The following is a 17,151-nucleotide window of genomic DNA, read 5'->3' on the forward strand; positions in this document are numbered from 1 at the left end:
CGAAGTGGTCGAGGGAGCGCGCCCGGTCACGGGCGCCTCCCCCGCCCCCGCCCCCGACGCCGCCGGCCTCGGCCGGGCCCGGGCCACCGGGTTCCTCGTCCCGGCCCTGGTGCTCATCCTGGTCTTCCTCGTGGTGCCGGCCGCCTGGACGATCTACCTGGGCGTGACCAACTACCGGCTGACCGGCCTGGCCGCCGCCCACCCCGAGGTCGTCGGCCTGGACAACTACACCCAGGCCCTCGGCGACGAGCGGTTCCGCACCTCGCTGCTGCTGACCCTGCAGTTCGTCCTCGGCTCGGCGGTCATCGGCCAGGCCGGGCTCGGCTTCGCCATCGCGTTCGCGCTGCGCGACCGCCGCGGCCCGCTGCGCCGGGTGGTCGAGGGGTTCGTCCTGCTCTCCTGGATCCTGCCCAGCTCGGTGGTCGCCTTCCTGTGGATCGCCCTGCTCGACCGGGACGCCGGCACGCTCAACGCGCTGCTCGGCATCCCCGGGACGGCCTGGCTGCTGGACCACCCGATGCTGTCGATCATCGTCTTCAACACCTGGCGCGGCACCGCGTTCTCGATGATGCTCTACGCCGCCGCGCTGGAGAACGTCCCCCGCTCGCACCTGGAGACGGCCCGGCTGGCCGGCGCCTCGACCTGGCAGCAGCTGCGCGACGTGGTCTTCCCCCGCATCCGCGGGCACGTGCTGACCAACCTGCTGCTGATCAGCCTCTGGACGTTCAACGACTTCGCGCCGTTCCTCATCACCGCCGGCGGGCCCGAGCAGCGCTCGGAGATCCTGCCGGTCTACGTGTACAAGGTGGCGCTCTCCGGCGGCGAACTCGGCTTCGGCGCCGCCATCTCGTTCATCATGCTGCTGATCAACCTGGTCATCGCGCTGGTCTACCTGCGCATGCTGGGCCGGCGGAAGGAGCCGGCGTGACCACCGACACGGCGCCCGTACCCACCACCGAGCCGACCCGGCCCACCGTCGCGGTACGCCACCTGCTCGCCCAGATCGGCCGCTACACGTTCCTCTGCGCCATCCTGGGCTTCTTCGCGCTGCCGCTGCTGTGGCTGGCCACCGCTCCGTTCGACGACACCCCGACCGTCACGGCCTCCCTGCCGCGGTTCACCCTGGACAACTTCCGTGCCCTGCTGGACAACCCGTACGCGCTGAGCTCGCTGCTCAACTCGGTCTACCTGGCCGCCGGCACCGCGGCGCTGGTGGTGACCTTCGCCGCGCTCGCCGCGTACGCGCTGAGCCGGGTCCGGGTGCCCGGCCGCGACGCGCTGCTCTACGGGCTGCTGCTGCTGTCGTCGATCGTCACGGGCACCGCCACCATGGTGCCGCTGTTCGAACTGGCCTTCCGGCTGAACCTGATCGACTCCCGGCTCGGCGTCATCCTGATCCTCAGCGGCGGGCTGCTGCCGGCGGCCATCTTCATCCTCAAGGACTTCATGGACTCCACCCCGACGTCCTACGAGGAGTCGGCCCGGGTCTTCGGCGCCAGTCCGTTGCAGATCATGCGGCACATCGTGGTGCCGCTGGTCCGCCCCGGCCTGGCCACCGTCGGGGTCTGGGCGGTGGCGAACGTCTGGGGCAACTTCCTGGTGCCGTTCCTGCTGCTGCGCGGGCCCGACAAGGCCCCCGCCGCCGTGATCATGTACACCCTCTACACCGAGGGCGGGCAGGCCGACCTGCGGCTGCTCTCCACCTTCTCGCTGCTCTACTCGCTGCCGGTGGCGCTCATGTTCGTCTTCGTCAGCAGCCGGTACGGGTTCCGCTTCCACGGAGGGATCAAGCGCTGATGTCCGCCATCACCATGCGCGAGCTGACCAAGGTCTACCCCGGCGGGGTACGCGCCCTGGACGCCCTCGACCTGGAGATCGCCGACGGGGAGTTCTTCGCCCTGCTCGGCCCGTCCGGCTGCGGCAAGACCACCCTGCTGCGCACCATCGCCGGGCTGGAGGTCGCCTCCGGCGGCAGCGTGCGGATCGGCGAGCGCGACGTCACCGGCCTGCCGCCGGGCAAGCGGGACGTGGCCATGGTCTTCCAGGACTACGCCCTCTTCCCGCACATGACCGTGCGGGACAACATCGCCTATCCGCTGCGGATCAAGAAGGTCGACCGGCGCACCCGCGGCGGCAAGGCCGCCGACACCGCCGAGGAACTGGGCCTCTCCGGGCTGCTGGAGCGCCGCCCGGGGCAGCTCTCCGGCGGTCAGCAGCAACGCGTCGCCCTGGCCCGGGCGATGGCCTGCCACCCGCAGGTGTTCCTGCTCGACGAGCCGCTGTCCAACCTGGACGCCCGGCTGCGGCTGGAGGCCCGCACCTTCCTCAAGCGCCTCCAGCGGGAACTCGGCGTCACCACCGTCTTCGTCACCCACGACCAGGCCGAGGCGCTCGCCCTGGCCGACCGGATCGCGGTGATGGAGGGCGGCCGGATCCGCCAGGTCGGCACCCCCACCGAGGTGTTCCGCCGCCCCGCCAACACCTTCGTGGCCGGCTTCATCGGCTCCACCCCGATGAACCTCATCGACGCGCGGGTGCACGGCGGCGAGCTGGCCGTGGGGCCGGCCCGGCTGCCGCTGCCCGACGACTCGCACGGTCAGGTCACCGACGGGGAGCGGCTGGTCTACGGCATCCGCCCCGAATACCTCGACTACTCCCCCACCGCGGTCCCGGGCGCGCTGACCGGCGAGGTCGTCGTCGTGGAGAACCTGGGCAGCGTCTCCCTCGTCTCGTTGGACGTGCCCGCCGACGACACCGGCCCGGCCGACGCGGGCTCGCCGGCCGGCGACGCCGGCCGGACCAGCGTGCAGGTCGTGGTGCCCGAGGGGGCCGAGCCCGAACCGGGCGACACCGGCTGGGTGGTGCCCCGGCCCGGCCGGTCGCTGCTCTACCGCGACGGGACGCTGGTGACCGCCACCGCCACGGCCGAGGTGCCGGCCCCCCGCGCCGGCGCCGCCGTCCGGAGCTGACCATGGTCGTGCACCACGGCAGGTGGACCCTGCAGGACCGCGTCGACGGCGTGCTGCGCACCCTGCCGGTCACCGTCGCACCCGGCACCGCCGCGCTCACCGTCCGGCTGGACTACTCCCGCGAGGCCGGGGTGCTCGACCTCGGCTGCGTCGGCCCGGACGGCTTCCGCGGCTGGTCGGGCGGTGCCCGCGACGGCTACACCGTCGCCGCCGACTGGGCCACCCCCGGCTACCTGCCCGGCGAGCTGGAGCCCGGCGAGTGGCAGGTGCTGCTGCGGTTGCACCGCATCCCACCCGAGGGGCTGGACTACGAGGTCACCGCCACCACGAGCACCACGCCGCAGCCCGCACCACCGGCACCGGCGGCGCCACCCCGTCCCGACCGGCCGCCCCGCCGCGACCTGCCCGCCGTCGACGGCCGGCACTGGCTCGCCGGTGACCTGCACGCGCACACCGTGCACAGCGACGGCGCGCAGACCATCTACGAGCTGGCCGCGCTCGCCGCCGGCCGGGGCCTGGACTTCCTCGCCGTCACCGACCACAACACCGTCAGCCACCACCCGTGGCTGCCGGCCGCCTCGGCCCGCTACGGCATCACCCTGCTGCCCGGGCAGGAGGTGACCACCGACCGGGGGCACGCCAACGTGTTCGGCCCGGTGGGCTGGGTCGACTTCCGCCGCCCGCCGGACGAGTGGCTCGCCGCCGCCCGGCGCGACGGCGGGCTCATGTCGGTCAACCACCCCCTCGGCGGCGACTGCGCCTGGCGCCAGCCGCTGACCGAGCGCACCCGGCTGGTCGAGGTGTGGCACTCCGGCTGGTGGGACCGCACCTGGGGCGCTCCCCTGGCCTGGGCGCGGGCGTGGCGGCCGGACGTCGTGGCGGTGGGCGGCAGCGACTTCCACCGCCCCGGCGACGACGCACCGCCCGGCTCCCCCACCACCTGGGTGCTCGCCGACCGCGACAGCGCACCCGGCGACGCCCTGCTGGACGCGCTGCGCGGCGGCCGTACCGCCGTCTCCGCCGACCCCGACGGGCCGCTCCTGCTGCGCCTCGGCGACGAACTGCTGGCGCTCGACGCCGACGGCGCGCTGCTGGCCTACCCGGACGGGCGGCACCGGCTGGTCCGTGGCGACCGGTGCCTGCTGCCGGCCGGCGACGGACTGCACGTCCTGGAGTCCCACCGCATGGAGGTGATCGCACTGTGCAGCTGACCGGACGCACCCGGGTGGCCGGCGCCCCCGTCAACTACGGCATCTACCGGACCACCGACGCACCCGTCGGCCCCGACGACCTGCTCGCGGCACTGGCCCACGACGGCTACACCGGGGTGGACTCCGGCCCGATCGGCTACCTCGGCACCGGCGAGACCCTCGCCCGACGGCTGGCCACGACCGGCATCGGGCTCGCCGGCGGCTGGGTCGACCTGCGCTTCGCCGACCCGACCGGCTTCGCCGCGGACCTGGTCCAGCTCGACGCCGCGCTCGACGTCTTCACCGCCGCGCCGGCCGACGACCCCCGGTTCGCGCCACGACCGACCCTGGCCTGCCCCGGCAACCCGGGCCGGATGGCGCGGCCGGGGACCCCGACCGACCTGGCGTCGGCGCTGCCCGCCGCGGCCTGGCCGGACTTCGCGGCCCGGGTGCAGCAGGCCGCCGACCGGTGCCGCGACCGCGGCCTGGAACCGGTGTTCCACTACCACCTCGGCACCGACGTGGAGACCGAGGCGGAGGCCGACCGGCTGCTCGAACTGACCGACATCGCCATCTGCCTGGACACCGGGCACCTGGCGCTGGCCGGCGGCGACCCGGTGGCCGCGGTGCACCGCTGGGCCGGCCGGATCGGCCAGGTGCACCTCAAGGACGCCGACCTCGGCGCCCACGCCCGGGTCCGGGCGGCCGGCGGCGGCCTGATGGACGTGGTCGCCGCCGGCGGCTTCTGCGCGCTGGGCCGCGGCGACGTCGACCTCGCCGGGGTGCTCACCGGCCTCGACGAGATCGGCTACACCGGCTGGCTGGTGGTCGAGCAGGACGCCCCGGAGGACAACCGGGACCTCGACCGGATCCGCGCCGACCAGCACGCCAACCGGCGGTGGGTCGAGGAGGCGCTGCGATGACCGAGCCGGGCAAACGGATCCGGATCGCGGTGACCGGGCTCGGCATCATCGCCCGTACCGTGCACCTGCCGCTGCTGCAACGCCGCGGCGACCTGTTCGAGATCGTCGCGCTGGCCGACCTGTCCCCGTCCCGGGTCACCGAGCTGGGCGAGCGGTACGGCGTGGAGCCCGCCCGCCGCTACACCGACGCGGCCCGGATGGTGACCGACGGCGGCTGCGACGCGGTGCTGCTGGCCACCTCCGGCTCGCACGGCGAACTGGCCGCCCTGGCGCTGCGCGCCGGCCTGCCCGTGCTCTGCGAGAAGCCGCTGGCCTACACGCTCGCCGAGACGGCCCGGCTGAGTGAGCTGGGCGCCGGCGGCGCCGGGCTCATGGTCGGCTACATGAAGCAGTACGACCCGGCGGTGGCGGAGGCCGCGCGGCTGCTGGCGGAACTCGGCGGCGCGGAGCGGGTGCACGCCGTGGAGGTGACCGTGCTGCACGCCGGCGGCGACCGGCAGCTGCGCTTCGCCAACCTGCCCCCGGCGGCCGGCGACGTGCCGGCCGAGGAGCTGGCCCGGCTGTCCGCCGCGGACCGGCGGCTGCTCGACGCCGCCGTCGGCACCGACCCGGGCGCGCGCACCCTCTACCAGATCCTGATCAACAGCATCTCGCACGACCTGTCCCTGCTGCGGCTGTTCACCGGCGCACCGGCCACCGTGGAGCAGGTCGCCACCTGGCCGCTGGCGCCCGACGGCCCGGCCGAGCCGTCGGTGGAGATCAGCGGGCGGCTGCCGACCGGCGCCCGCTACGGCATCCGGTGGCTCAACCTGCCGGACTACCCCGCCTACCGGGAGACGGTCACCCTGCACCACGCCCGCGGCTCGCTGGAGCTGGTGTTCCCCTCGCCGTACCTGCTCAACGCGCCGACCACGCTGACCGTGGTGGACGAGTACGGCGGCGGCGAGCGGCGGGCCGCGTACCGGTCGGTGACCGAGGCGTTCGAGCAGGAGCTGGTCGCGTTCCACGCGATGGTCACCGCGGGGGCCGCCCCGCTGACCGGCATCGCGGGGGGCGCGGCCGACGTACGGACCAGCCAGCAGGTGGTACGCCGCTACGGTGAGCTGACCGGGGCGGCGATCGGCGGAGAGGCGGCGAGCTGATGACGCGACCGACCGAGATCATCGTGGTGCCGCACACCCACTGGGACCGGGAGTGGTACGAGCCGTTCCAGCGGTTCCGGCTGCGGCTGGTGGCGCTGCTCGACGAGGTCTTCGACCGGATGCAGCACGACCCGCGGCAGCGGTTCACCCTCGACGGGCAGCTCGCGGCGGTCGACGACTACCTGGAGGTCCGCCCGGAACGGCGGGAACAGGTGATCGAGCTGGTCCGCGCCGGCCGGCTGTCGGTGGGCCCCTGGCAGATCCTGCTCGACGAGTTCCTCTGCTCCGGGGAGAACATCGTCCGCAACCTCGAACGGGGGCTGACCCGCAGCGCCGAGCTGGGCGGTGCCATGCCGGTCGGCTACCTGCCCGACATGTTCGGCCACATCGCGCAGATGCCGCAGATCCTGGCCGGCGCCGGGCTGGCCCACGCCTGCGTGTTCCGCGGCGTGCCGGAGCGGGTGCACCACCACGCCTTCGCCTGGCAGGCGCCCGACGGCACCACCGTCCGCACCCAGTACCTGCCCGGCGGCTACGGCAACGCCGCCGGCCTCATGGACGACGCCGCGCAGGTCACCCGCCGGGCCGGCGACCTCGCCGACCGGCTCGCCGGGTGGCGGCCGGCCGGCGACGACACCCCGGTCCTGGCCATGTACGGCACCGATCACGCCGCTCCCGCGCCGGACGCCCCGGACCTGCTGGCCACCGCCGACCTCGCCGGCACCCGGCTGCGGCTGGGCACCCTCGCCGAGTACTTCGCCACCCAACCGGCCACGGTCGACGGTCTCCAGGTGGTCCGCGGCGAGCTGCGCTCGCACGCCCGGGCCAACATCCTGCCCGGCGTGATCTCCGTCCGCGCGCACCTCAAGCAGGCGATGAACCGCGCCGAGCGGCGCGTCGAGCGGTACGCCGAACCCCTCGCCGCGCTCACCCACGACGGGTCCGTGCAGCGCTTCCTCGACATGGCCTGGACCCGGCTGATCGACGCCAGCTGCCACGACTCGGTGACCGGCTGCGGCTGTGACGAGACCGCCGAGCAGGTCGCGGCCCGCCTCGCCGAGGCCGACCAGTTGGGCCGGGCGGTCTGCGACCTGGTGGGCGCGCGGCTGGCCGCCACCGTGCCCCGCGACGGCTACCTGCTGTTCAACCCCACTCCGGCGGCCCGTACCGCCCTGGTGCGCCTGGACGTGGCGGTGCCGGCCGACGGCGGCGTGGCGCTCGCCGACGCCGCCGGGCGCAGCGTGGCCGCCCAGGTCCTCGACCGGAGCCGCACGGTGCTCGCCGACGACGTGGTGCCGGCCGCCGACCTGCCGGCCGTGCTCACCCGCGTGCACGGCCGGGAGCTGTACGGCCAGGAGGTCACCGCCTGGTCGGTGTCGCCCGACGACGCCACCCTCACCTTCCAGGTGGCTCGGCACGGCGATCCGGCCTTCGACGTCGAGTACGTGCGGCTGGCGCTCGCCGCCGCCGGGCAGCCCGACCACTGGCGGGTACGGATCCTCGCCGCTCCCCGGGCGACCGTCGCGGCGCTGGTCGACGTGCCACCGCTCGGGCACGCCGCGGTCCGCCCGGTGCCGCTCCCGGCGACCGCGACGCCCGCGTCCGACCCGGTCACGGTGGCCGGCCGCGGCCTCGACAACGGCCTGCTCCGGGTCGACGTCGCCGAGGACGGCACGCTGGCGCTGTCCACCCCGGACGGGATCACCGTGGACGGGGTGGGCCGGATCGTCGACGGCGGCGACGTGGGCGACAGCTACAACTACGCCCCGCCGGCCGCCGACGAGCTGGTCGACAAGCCACGGGCGGTGCGCACCGTGGTGCGCCACGACGGGCCGCTGGTGGCCGTGCTGGACGTGGTGCGCGAGTACCGGTGGCCGGTGGCCGCGGACGTCGACGCCGGCTCCCGCGCCGTGGACCGCGAACCGGTCACCGTGACCACCCGGGTCGAGCTGCGCCGCGGCGAGCGGTTCGTCCGGCTGCGCGTCGAGTTCGACAACCGCTGCGACGACCACCGGGTCCGGCTGCACCTGCCGCTGCCGTCACCGGCCGACACCTCGTACGCCGAGGGCCAGTTCGCCGTCGTGGCGCGCGGCCTGACGGCGGAGGGCGGTGGCGGTGAGGTGCCGCTGCCCACCTTCCCGGCCAACGGGTTCGTCGCCGCCGGCGGTCCGGACGGGGCGCTCGCCGTGCTGCTGACCCAGCCCACCGAGTACGAGGTGACCGACTCCGGCCGCGAGCTGGCGGTCACCGTGCTGCGGTCGATCGGGATGTTGTCGCGCAACCGGCACGCCCTGCGCGACGAGCCGGCCGGCCCGCAGCTCCCGACGCCCGAGGCGCAGTGCCGTGGCGCCCGCACCGTCGAGCTGGCGGTGCTGCCGTACACGGGCGCCTGGCACGAGGCCGGGGTGCTGGCGGCGGCCGAGGCGTACCGGCACGAGCTGCTGGCGTTCCCCGGCACCGCCGACCCGGGCGCCGCGCTGCCCGCGCCGGCGGTCGGGCTCTCCGTCGACGGTGCCGGCGTCGCGCTGACCAGCGTCCGGGACCGGGCCGGCCGCACCGAGGTGCGGCTGGTGGCGCAGACCCCGGCGGACACCACGGCCGTGCTCGGCGGCGCGACCGTCCGCGGCGCGTGGCGCACCGACCTGCTCGGCCGGGCCGGCGAGCCGCTCACGGTCGGCGGCGACGGGCTGGTCCGGCTGCCGCTGCGGGCCTGGGAGATCGCCACGGTGCACCTCGACCTGTCCTGATCAACGGACCTCGAACAGGCCGCGAGCGCCGCGCTCGGCGTCGACCATGGCGTGGCTGACGAAGGGGTAACGCCCGGCGGCGGGGAACGTCAGCTCGACGAACCCCCCGGCTGCCGGGCCGAGCTGGAGTACCTGCGCGCCGCCCGGGTCCGCCGGCCGGCTCTCCCAGCGGCCCTCGCGGTAGACGGTGTCGAACTGGGCGCCCACCACGTGGAAGGAGCTGTCCCGGTTGGGGCCCACGCCACGTTCGGTGGGCTCACCGTGCCCGGCGCCGGGCGGGCCGGCTGGTTCGCCGGAACCGATCGTCGGGAGCGGGGCGAGTTCTTCCGGGTGACGCTCACCGCGCTGCGGGCCGTGACCTGAGGACCGGCCGGCGTGCCGCCCGCCGGAGCGCGACCACCTACCGCGGACGCGGCGCGGCGTTGTCGAGGTCGAGCAGTCCGGCGTCGACCACGGCCCGGCTCATCGGCCGGGTCAGCTCGGCGAGGCGGGCGCACCCGTCGGCGCCGAGCACCTCGTACGCGGGCATGGCGAGCCGGTCGGTGGCGGCCTCGAGCCACGCGCGCTGCGCCCGCCCACGGTCGCTCAGGGTCGGCCCGTCGCCCTCGACCAACCCGCGCCCGCGCAGCCGCTCGACCGCGTCCGCCCACTGCTCGCCGTTCCAGCCCCGCGTGCGGCGCAGGAAGCGGACCGACACCTCGCCGGACGCGGCGTGCAGCACCAGTGCCTCCAAACCGGTCAGGCCCGCCAGCACCAGAGCGGCGACGTGCCCGTCGCCGCGGAACTCCCGCAGCACCGTCTGGGCCTGCCAGAGAACCAGGTGCGGCCGCTCCGGCCAGGGCAGCGCGGCGTGGGCGGCGAACAGCGGCCGACCCTCGGGGTACGCGGTCGCGGACTCGGCGGCGCGGCGGGCCAGCTCGGCGGCCTCGGCCATCTCCGGGCCGTGCACCGCGTCGCCGAGCGCTCGGGTCAGGGCCGCGTCGGCGGCCGCCAGGCGGGCGGCCAGCACGGCGGCCGGCGTCGCCCGCTCCCAGGCGGCGGGCAGCACCCGGGCGACGAGGGCGGGGTTGAAGTTGAAGAAGCTGGCGACCACCGGGCCGGGGCCGACCGGTCCCAGGGCGGCCGCGCGGGAGGCGAAGTAGCCGGCGGGCTCCGCGAGGCCGAGGGCCGCGTACCGCTCGTGCGCCTCCGGCACGAAGTAGATCATCGCGTGCAGGGGTTCGGTCACCCGCCAGGCGCGGCGGACGGCGGCCGGATCGAGCGCTGCCGGCCGCGACCAGTCGGGGGCCAGCTCGTCCGTCATGTCCGCCATGTCGCTGCCTTTCGCCGGGAACGTTACCGACGGGTAGGTTCCCATGCCGACGGCGGCCGTGTCACCTGGCCGGGCGAAGGATGCCCTGTCGGGTCCTGTTGCTCGGGTCAACGACGTGTTCTCATACCGAGACGACGATGTCACCGACCTGCGTACGGCGACCCCGTCCCACCGCTCGGTGACTCCAATCCCCCGGCGTGAAAGGTGCAAGGATGCACAGAAGATCAACTTTCCAACTCGCGGTTCTGACCGCTACCGCGGCGACGTTCCTGGCGGCCGGCGGAGCGTCGGCGGCGGCCGGCACGGCACCGTCCCTGACCGCCTCCGCGGGCGCGGCGGCGTGCGAGCCGGGCGCCGCGGGGCACAGCGTGGCGCGGGTGGCCGAGGGCGCCACCGCACAGGAGCCGGAGCTGTACTCCAAGAACGAGGCGAACGCCTACGGCGTGATCAAGGACTCGCCGCGCCTGCCCAACGGCAGCGTCACCATCCCCACGGTCTTCCACATGGTCTCCGACCACCCGCTCACCGCGGCGGAGACGGCCAGGTGGAACACCCTGATCGCGGCGCAGATGACGGTGCTCAACGACTCGTTCGCGGGCCGTACGGCGGCGGACGCCTCCGACACGCCGTTCCGGTTCTCGCTCGTCGACACCACGTGGACGGTGAACAGCGACTGGTACACCGTCGTGCCCGGCAAGAACGAGCGGGACATGAAGCAGGCGCTGTACACCGGCGACGCCCGCACCTTGAACGTGTACGCGGCCAACATCGGCGGCGGCCTCCTCGGCTGGGCGTACTTCCCGAAGGGTTACAACAACGGTCGCGACTACATCGACGGCGTCGTGATGCTCGACGAGTCGATGCCGGGCGGGACGGCCGGCAAGTACGCCCTGGGTGACACCCTCACGCACGAGGTGGGGCACTGGCTGATGCTGGAGCACACCTTCGCGCACGGGTGCTCGGCTTCGGGCGACTACGTCGCGGACACTCCGCGCGAGGCGGCGCCGCAGTTCAACTGCCCGGTGGGTGCGGACACCTGCACGGCACCCGGGCTGGACCCGATCCACAACTTCATGGACTACACGCAGGACTCCTGCATGAACATGTTCACCGCGGGACAGGCGGACCGGATGAGTGACGCCTGGGTGGCGTTCCGGGCCGGCGGCGGCAAGCAGTAACCAGGTCTGACGTACGTGCCGGGGTTGGCGGGCAGCGGCTCGCCAACCCCGGCGCCGCTCAGCCGGTGAACGACTCCGGGCCGAAGCGGCCCCACGCCACGAAGGCGGCCAAGGCGAGGTAGACCAGGTCGGGCGCGATGGTCACCGTCTCGCCCCGGCGGAGGCGCATGGTCGCCGCGCCGGCGAACAGCACCGCCACACAGGTGGCGGTCACGGGCACCAGAACCGGCGCGACGTCGACCACGGCGGGCAGGATCAGGCCCACCGCGGCCAGGAGTTCGAGGGCTCCGATGGTCCTGAGGGCACCGGGACTGAAGTCCAGGACCCATTCCGCGGCGTGACCCATGGCGGCGATCTTCTCCCTGGGCACGAACATCTTGGTGGTGCTGACCAGGAGGACCGCGGCCAGCAGTCCGGCGACGAGCCATAGCGCGAGGTTCACGAGGATCTCCTTTGACGGGTTGTCGGCGTTTCGGTTCGGTCGGGCGGCCGGGCTGAGCCGCCAGGCGGTCGGCCCGCTACCAGGGCACCGGGCCGTCCTCGCTGAAGAACCCGCCGGTCGGCCCGTCCGCGCCGAGCGTGGCCAGCCGCACCACGACCGCGGCGCCCTGCGCGGCGGTGCGGTGTCCGGTGTGGTGGTTGATGTCCGTGGCGCAGAAGCCCGGGGCCGCGGCGTTGACGAGGACGCCGTCCTTCCGCAACTCATTGGCGTACTGCACGGTCAGCGCGTTCAGCGCGGTCTTGGACGGCGTGTACGCGGCCACCGGCGGCAGCCCCGCGAACGGGCCGTCCGGGTCGCCGGTGAGGGTGAGCGACGCGGCGTCGCTGCTGAGGTTGACGATGCGCGGCGCCGGGGACCGCCGCAGCAGCGGGAGCATGGCGTTGGTCACCGCGATCACCCCGAAGACGTTGGTCTCGAACACCGCCCGGACGATGTCCAGGTCGGCGACGCTGGGGACCTGGTCGCGGACGTCCAAGGGAGCGGACGGCCCGGCGCCGGAGATGCCGGCGTTGTTGACCAGCACGTCAAGGTGGCCGAACCGCTCCTCGACCCGCCTCGCGGCCGCCTGGACGGTCGTCGGGTCGGTGACGTCCAGGGCGACCACGTACGCGTCGCCGCCCGCCGCGCGCACCGCCGCGGCGGTGTCCTCGCCGTGCCGTGGGTCCCGGGCGCCGACCAGGACCGTCATGCCCAGCGCGGCGAGCTGCTCGGCGGTCGCGCGGCCGATCCCCTTGTTCGCCCCGGTGACGAGGGCGATCCGTTGGTGCGTGGTGTGCTCGTTCAAGACCGGACTCCTGCTCGTGGGGTGCCTGCCGCGGATCGTTCGCGCGGGCTGCTGACGAACATGAAGATGCCGGCCACCCGGTCCCCGTGACAGCGCGGCGGTGTGGCCTGCGCCACCGGCCGCCGACGGGGCCCGCCGGGGGACAACCCCCCGACGCGTCCCGCCGTATCCCGCGGAGGTGGTCGACGCCCCGGTCGTCGGCGTCGAGCCGGTGGTCACCCCGGTGGACGATTCCGGCCGGGTGCTCGACCGCAACAGCCGGTTCACCGCCGTGTCGCTGCGCAACGACGACAGCGAACCGATGAGTGTCCGGCTGGTCTACATCGTCTGGACCGAGCCCGAGGGAGACGAGCGGCAGCAGGCCGAGCAGGTGGTACCGGTCGGCGACCTGATCGTCCTGCCGCCGAAGCAGAGCACGCTGGTGCCGGTCACCGGTGCGGCGCGGACCGCCGTGGCGGGCGCGGCGGGGCGCGTCCCGGCCAGCATCAAGGCGTACCTCTCCCGGTGAGGCGCCGGCCGCTTCGCCACGAGCCCTGACCCGGAGCCTGCTCCCGAGTTGCCAGCCGCCGTCCCGTCACGGTCCAGAAGGTTCCCCACAGCAGGAAGAACGGCGACCACAGCAGCAGGTCCCAGCGTGCCAGGTCGCGGGCCAGCGCGGCCTGTCCGGCGGGGGGCGGGCGTACGTCGGCCAGCAGCAGCGCGTCGCCCACGAAGCCGAACCCCAGCACCCCGATCGCTCTGGCGATCATGAAGATCCCGAGCACCCACGCGATCGCGAGCAACAGCCGGCGCGGGGTGGCCGCCCCCCATGGGCGGACGGTGGCCAGCGCGACGACGACGCCGACCAGGGCGGCACCGGCCAGCACCCAGTGGCTGGCCACGAACAGCTGATCCCGCGCCAGCAGCCGCTCGCGTAGCTCCGGGGGCAGCGGATCCTTGTCGGCGAGCGCCTCGGCCCCCAGCGCCTGCGCGAGCTTCATCGACCCGTAGGCCGCCGCGCACACCGCCGCCCCGTACGGCCCGACCCTCGCCCGATCAGGCCGCGACACGTCGCCTCGTCGCCGTCTCGTAGGACCGGATCATCGCCAGGAGCAACCCGATCACGACGATGCCGAGGATGCCGTGGTACCACCGCCAGCCGATACCGGTGCCCACGAACCCGTCCAGGATCAGGATCCCGGCACCACCGCCGACGGCGAGCAGCATCCCGGCCAGCGCCAGCAGCATCAGTGTTCTCGGCAGCCGGCGACCCAACGGCGTGACGGTGGCGAGGGCGAGGATCGCGCCCAGCACGCCGGTGGCGGCGGCGCACCACTGTGCCGTGGCCGGGTCCAGGAAGTAGCGCTCGGCCTCCGCGGCCGAGACGGGCGGGCCGCCCGGAAAACCCAGCCGGGACTGCAGGGCGAAGGTGGCCTTGCCGGCGGCGTATGCGAGAAACAGCAGCGCCATCGCGTGAGCCGGCCAGCGACGCGGCTGAGCAGTGTTGACCATGATCACGACGGTAACCGGCGGCGCACCGGCCCCGACTCCCGAAGGAAAGGGAGGAAGGTCCCCCACAGGAGGGGGAGCTGCCGGACGTCGACGGTGCGGGTGGGTGACGGCAGGAGGCGGGTGGGGTGCCGGCCCACCGACGGCACCCCACCCGGGCATCAGGTCAGCCGGTCGCGCAGCTCGCGGTGGGTGTCGTGTTGTTGCCGTTCTTGTAGAGCGTGATCCCGAAGTTGTTGCCGTTGCCGTTGGGTCGGGCCGTGAGCGTGCCACTGGTTCCGCTGATCGAGGCGTTCCAGCTGTTCTGCAGCGTCTGACCGCCGTTCGTGCGGATGGTGACGACCCAGTTGCTGGTGCCGCTGACCGAGAAGGCCACGTTGAACCGGTCGCTCCACTCCTCGGCACGGCTGACGCTGACCGTGCAGCCGCCGCCCGGCGGTGGGGTGGTGGGGCCGGGTGCGGCGCCGCCCACCGTGATGTTGGAGCTTCCGCTGCTCTGGTAGCCCTCCGTGGCCAGGATCTGGTAGTCGTGGGTGCCCAGGTTCATGCCGTACCGGGCCCACGCGTCGAAGTGGTTGCCGGCGGTGATGGTGCCACCGACCCGCTTCGACTGCCGGACGCTCCAGTACTGGTAGAAGGTCCGGGTGCCCTCGATGGAGGGCGCGTTGACCCGCTGGGTCCGGTAGATGTCGTACGTGCCGCCGTCGCTGGTGACGGTGCCCATGAACCCCTGCCCGCCCGGCGGCCGGTAGGTGCCCCAGCTGTCGACGATGTAGTACTCGACGAGCGGGTTCCGCGTCCAACCGTAGAGGGTCAGGTACGCGTTGCCGGACGGGCTGAAGGTGCCGGAGTAGGTCACGGTCCGGCGGGCACCGGGATTCCAGCCCTTGCCGGCGACGAAGTTGTTGACGTTGCTCCATTGGGTGCTGTACTGGCCGCCGCTACCCATGTTCATGGAGACGTTGCCACTGTCCTTCCAGAAGGAATAGAAGTAGCCGTTGTTGGTGCCGGTCGAGTTCGACGTCACGGTCTCGGCGTGGGCAGGGCTGGACAGGAGGGCCGTGGCACCGGCCGTGACCAGGGCGACGGCGCAGGCGCCGCCGATGAGCATTCTGAGGCGTCCGCGTCTGGAGGTTCTCGGGCGGACGGGGGCGTCGTTCATCTACGTGCTTCCTCCTCGTGCGGGCTGGCGGAGGCCAGCAGCGGTACGACCCGGCGCGGTTCGTATCGACGGAAGTGGATAGCTCCCGCCAGCGCCAGCATCGGTCGCGTCGCACCCGACTGTCAACAACTTCCGGAAGCCCTGCGGAAGCCGTACTGTCGCGAATGGACCCGACGGGGGAACGCGGAAGTGCTGTTCAGGCAGCATGGATGGTCGCCATCGACCATGGGTGTCCCGGCGAACATCCGGCGGAGAAAGCACCCCGGTCGCGGCCTGCGGTTCCGGAACGTTCCGAGAGGGTGCCGGCACCATGAGGCCAGCGGCGGCAACGGTCAGCCGGCGAGGGCGGTACGGAGGAAGTCGAGCGCCGCCGCGTCGTCGTCGATGCCGCCCGCCTCGTGGCCGTTGTACCGCCACACCGCCAGCTCGGCCGGCCCCCGGTAGGCGTTGACCGCGGCGAAGACCGTGGACGGGGGCACGATCTCGTCCATCAGCGCCACGGAGAAGCGCGCCGGCACGCCCGCCCGCCGGGCGAAGGCGACCCCGTCGACGTAGCCGAGGGTGCGCAGCGCCGCCTCCTCCCGATCCCGGTGCACCGCCAGGTAGTCCCGGATCTCCCGGTACGGGTGGGCGTCGGTGACCGTCACCGCGCGCGGGATGTCGCACAGGAACGGCACGTACGCCACGGCGGCCCGCAGGTCCGGCACCAGGGCGGCGGCGGCCAGCGCGGCCCCGCCGCCCTGGCTGTGCCCGAGCACCGCCACCCGGCCCGGGTCGACGGCGGGCAGCCGGCGGGCCGCGTCGACGGCCCGGACCGCGTCGGTGAGGAACCGCCGGTAGTAGTACCGGCGGGGGTCCTCGATTCCCCGGGTGGCCATGCCGGGCGCCTGCGGACCGGCCCCGGCCAGGTCGGGGGTGTCGCCCCGGCTCCACCCGGAGCCCTGGCCCCGGGTGTCCATCTGCAGGTGCGCGAAGCCGGCGGAGGCCCAGAGCAGGTTCTCCAGCGGGTGGCCCCGCCCGCCGCCGTAGCCGACGTACTGCACGATCGTGGGCAGCCGACCGGTAGCGGCGCGCGGCACGCGCAGCCAGGCCCGGACCGGCTGGCCGGCGAAGCCGGGGAACGTCACGTCGAACACGTCCAGGCCGGTCAACGGGGTGTCCAGCGGGGTCACGGCCAGGTCGCCGTCGCACGCGCGGGCCTCGGCGAGGGTGTCGGCCCAGAACGCGTCGAAGTCGTGCGGTTCGCGCAGGGCGCTGCGGTAGGCGCGCAGCGCCGCCTCGGGCAGGTCGGTGTACATGCTGGTCTCTCAGCTCCTCGGGACGCGGGGGCCGGTCGGCGCTGTCGTCAACCCCCGGTCGGTGCGGCAAGATGGCTCGAAGCCGGCCGGGTGGAGGAGACGCGGGTGAACGCGGACGACGAGCGCAGGGTGACCATCACCGTCATCGCGCGGGAGGCCGGGGTCTCGGTGCCCACGGTGTCGCGGGTGCTCAACGGGCGTTCGGACGTGGCCCCGGGCACCCGGGAACGGGTCGAGGAGCTGCTGCGCCACCACGGCTACCGGCGGCGCGGCAGCCGTGCCGTGCACCGCGCGGCCCTGCTCGACCTGGTCTTTCCCGACCTGGACAGCCCCTGGGCGTTGGAGATCATTCGTGGGGTGGAGGACGTCGGCCACGCCGCCGGGGTGGGCACCGTGGTGTCGGCGATCCACAGCGAGTCGACCTCGACCCGGCAGTGGTTGCAGAACCTGCGGGCC

Annotated in this window: 18 protein-coding genes; 10 read left to right on the top strand and 8 right to left on the bottom strand. The window is 74.0% G+C overall.

Annotated elements, in window-relative coordinates:
• Nucleotides 1-4 precede the first annotated feature (4 nt).
• The 7 genes from IEY96_RS21060 to IEY96_RS21090 are packed head-to-tail and all read left to right on the top strand — an operon-like array spanning nt 5 to nt 8,971.
• Nucleotides 5-928 (top strand): carbohydrate ABC transporter permease, encoded by a 924-nt coding sequence (locus tag IEY96_RS21060; RefSeq protein WP_229791746.1) that lies wholly within the window; start codon nt 5-7, stop codon nt 926-928.
• Nucleotides 925-1,797, top strand: a complete 873-nt coding sequence (locus tag IEY96_RS21065; protein ID WP_229791747.1) for a carbohydrate ABC transporter permease — start codon at nt 925-927, stop codon at nt 1,795-1,797. Before IEY96_RS21060 ends, IEY96_RS21065 begins: the two co-directional genes overlap by 4 nt.
• On the top strand, nt 1,797-2,969 hold the full coding sequence (locus IEY96_RS21070) for an ABC transporter ATP-binding protein (RefSeq protein WP_189196517.1): 1,173 nt from the start codon (nt 1,797-1,799) through the stop codon (nt 2,967-2,969). The genes IEY96_RS21065 and IEY96_RS21070 overlap by 1 nt, the downstream gene beginning before the upstream one ends.
• A gap of 2 nt (nt 2,970-2,971) precedes the next feature.
• Complete coding sequence (locus IEY96_RS21075; protein WP_189196518.1) at nt 2,972-4,180, top strand: CehA/McbA family metallohydrolase; 1,209 nt, start codon at nt 2,972-2,974, stop codon at nt 4,178-4,180.
• Nucleotides 4,171-5,082, top strand: coding sequence for a sugar phosphate isomerase/epimerase family protein (locus tag IEY96_RS21080; protein ID WP_229791748.1), 912 nt, complete (start codon nt 4,171-4,173; stop codon nt 5,080-5,082). The genes IEY96_RS21075 and IEY96_RS21080 overlap by 10 nt, the downstream gene beginning before the upstream one ends.
• Nucleotides 5,079-6,224 (top strand): Gfo/Idh/MocA family protein, encoded by a 1,146-nt coding sequence (locus IEY96_RS21085; protein ID WP_189196519.1) that lies wholly within the window; start codon nt 5,079-5,081, stop codon nt 6,222-6,224. Before IEY96_RS21080 ends, IEY96_RS21085 begins: the two co-directional genes overlap by 4 nt.
• Nucleotides 6,224-8,971, top strand: a complete 2,748-nt coding sequence (locus tag IEY96_RS21090) for a glycoside hydrolase family 38 N-terminal domain-containing protein (protein ID WP_189196520.1) — start codon at nt 6,224-6,226, stop codon at nt 8,969-8,971. Before IEY96_RS21085 ends, IEY96_RS21090 begins: the two co-directional genes overlap by 1 nt.
• Here the strand turns inward: IEY96_RS21090 and IEY96_RS21095 are convergent, their stop codons facing one another.
• Entirely contained in the window at nt 8,972-9,211 is a 240-nt protein-coding gene (locus IEY96_RS21095; RefSeq protein ID WP_229791749.1) for a cupredoxin domain-containing protein, read from the bottom strand. It abuts the gene before it with no gap.
• Nucleotides 9,212-9,371: 160 nt separating this feature from the next.
• Nucleotides 9,372-10,283 (bottom strand): SCO6745 family protein, encoded by a 912-nt coding sequence (locus IEY96_RS21100; RefSeq protein ID WP_229791750.1) that lies wholly within the window; start codon nt 10,281-10,283, stop codon nt 9,372-9,374.
• 212 nt (nt 10,284-10,495) lie between these two features.
• Between IEY96_RS21100 and IEY96_RS21105 the strand changes: the two genes are divergently transcribed.
• Nucleotides 10,496-11,461 (top strand): zinc metalloprotease, encoded by a 966-nt coding sequence (locus tag IEY96_RS21105; protein WP_189196521.1) that lies wholly within the window; start codon nt 10,496-10,498, stop codon nt 11,459-11,461.
• 58 nt (nt 11,462-11,519) lie between these two features.
• Here IEY96_RS21105 and IEY96_RS21110 read toward each other — a convergent pair whose 3' ends face one another.
• Together IEY96_RS21110 and IEY96_RS21115 are read right to left on the bottom strand one after the other, a co-directional pair.
• On the bottom strand, nt 11,520-11,903 hold the full coding sequence (locus tag IEY96_RS21110; RefSeq protein ID WP_189196522.1) for a DoxX family protein: 384 nt from the start codon (nt 11,901-11,903) through the stop codon (nt 11,520-11,522).
• A 76-nt stretch (nt 11,904-11,979) separates the two neighbouring features.
• Nucleotides 11,980-12,747, bottom strand: coding sequence for an SDR family oxidoreductase (locus IEY96_RS21115; RefSeq protein WP_189196523.1), 768 nt, complete (start codon nt 12,745-12,747; stop codon nt 11,980-11,982).
• Nucleotides 12,748-12,925: 178 nt separating this feature from the next.
• Here IEY96_RS21115 and IEY96_RS21120 point away from each other — a divergent pair, with 178 nt between their 5' ends.
• Complete coding sequence (locus tag IEY96_RS21120; RefSeq protein WP_189196524.1) at nt 12,926-13,255, top strand: hypothetical protein; 330 nt, start codon at nt 12,926-12,928, stop codon at nt 13,253-13,255.
• On the opposite strand, the gene IEY96_RS21125 is transcribed toward IEY96_RS21120, so the two are convergent.
• From IEY96_RS21125 to IEY96_RS21140, 4 genes are all read right to left on the bottom strand, one after another.
• Nucleotides 13,233-13,796 carry a DUF3995 domain-containing protein gene (locus IEY96_RS21125; RefSeq protein WP_189196525.1) on the bottom strand — a complete coding sequence of 188 codons (564 nt, stop codon included), beginning with the start codon at nt 13,794-13,796 and terminating at the stop codon, nt 13,233-13,235. The genes IEY96_RS21120 and IEY96_RS21125 overlap by 23 nt on opposite strands.
• Nucleotides 13,783-14,238, bottom strand: a complete 456-nt coding sequence (locus IEY96_RS21130; RefSeq protein ID WP_189196526.1) for a hypothetical protein — start codon at nt 14,236-14,238, stop codon at nt 13,783-13,785. The genes IEY96_RS21125 and IEY96_RS21130 overlap by 14 nt, the downstream gene beginning before the upstream one ends.
• Before the next feature lie 163 nt (nt 14,239-14,401).
• Complete coding sequence (locus tag IEY96_RS21135; RefSeq protein ID WP_229791751.1) at nt 14,402-15,397, bottom strand: glycoside hydrolase family 11 protein; 996 nt, start codon at nt 15,395-15,397, stop codon at nt 14,402-14,404.
• Nucleotides 15,398-15,729: 332 nt separating this feature from the next.
• Nucleotides 15,730-16,695, bottom strand: a complete 966-nt coding sequence (locus IEY96_RS21140) for an acetylxylan esterase (RefSeq protein ID WP_189196528.1) — start codon at nt 16,693-16,695, stop codon at nt 15,730-15,732.
• Nucleotides 16,696-16,800: 105 nt separating this feature from the next.
• Between IEY96_RS21140 and IEY96_RS21145 the strand changes: the two genes are divergently transcribed.
• The coding region (locus IEY96_RS21145; RefSeq protein WP_189196529.1) for a LacI family DNA-binding transcriptional regulator at nt 16,801-17,151 on the top strand (351 nt) is incomplete at its 3' end.

Origin of the sequence: Micromonospora fulviviridis, assembly GCF_014648395.1 — a bacterium.
Classification (GTDB): domain Bacteria; phylum Actinomycetota; class Actinomycetes; order Mycobacteriales; family Micromonosporaceae; genus Micromonospora; species Micromonospora fulviviridis.

Coding starts and splice junctions, on each gene's coding strand:
- IEY96_RS21100 (WP_229791750.1), bottom strand. CDS start 10,283: ATGGCGGACATGACGGACGAGCTGGCCCCCGACTGGTCGCGGCCGGCA.
- IEY96_RS21085 (WP_189196519.1), top strand. CDS start 5,079: ATGACCGAGCCGGGCAAACGGATCCGGATCGCGGTGACCGGGCTCGGC.
- IEY96_RS21090 (WP_189196520.1), top strand. CDS start 6,224: ATGACGCGACCGACCGAGATCATCGTGGTGCCGCACACCCACTGGGAC.
- IEY96_RS21130 (WP_189196526.1), bottom strand. CDS start 14,238: ATGGTCAACACTGCTCAGCCGCGTCGCTGGCCGGCTCACGCGATGGCG.
- IEY96_RS21070 (WP_189196517.1), top strand. CDS start 1,797: ATGTCCGCCATCACCATGCGCGAGCTGACCAAGGTCTACCCCGGCGGG.
- IEY96_RS21135 (WP_229791751.1), bottom strand. CDS start 15,397: ATGAACGACGCCCCCGTCCGCCCGAGAACCTCCAGACGCGGACGCCTC.
- IEY96_RS21140 (WP_189196528.1), bottom strand. CDS start 16,695: ATGTACACCGACCTGCCCGAGGCGGCGCTGCGCGCCTACCGCAGCGCC.
- IEY96_RS21075 (WP_189196518.1), top strand. CDS start 2,972: ATGGTCGTGCACCACGGCAGGTGGACCCTGCAGGACCGCGTCGACGGC.
- IEY96_RS21105 (WP_189196521.1), top strand. CDS start 10,496: ATGCACAGAAGATCAACTTTCCAACTCGCGGTTCTGACCGCTACCGCG.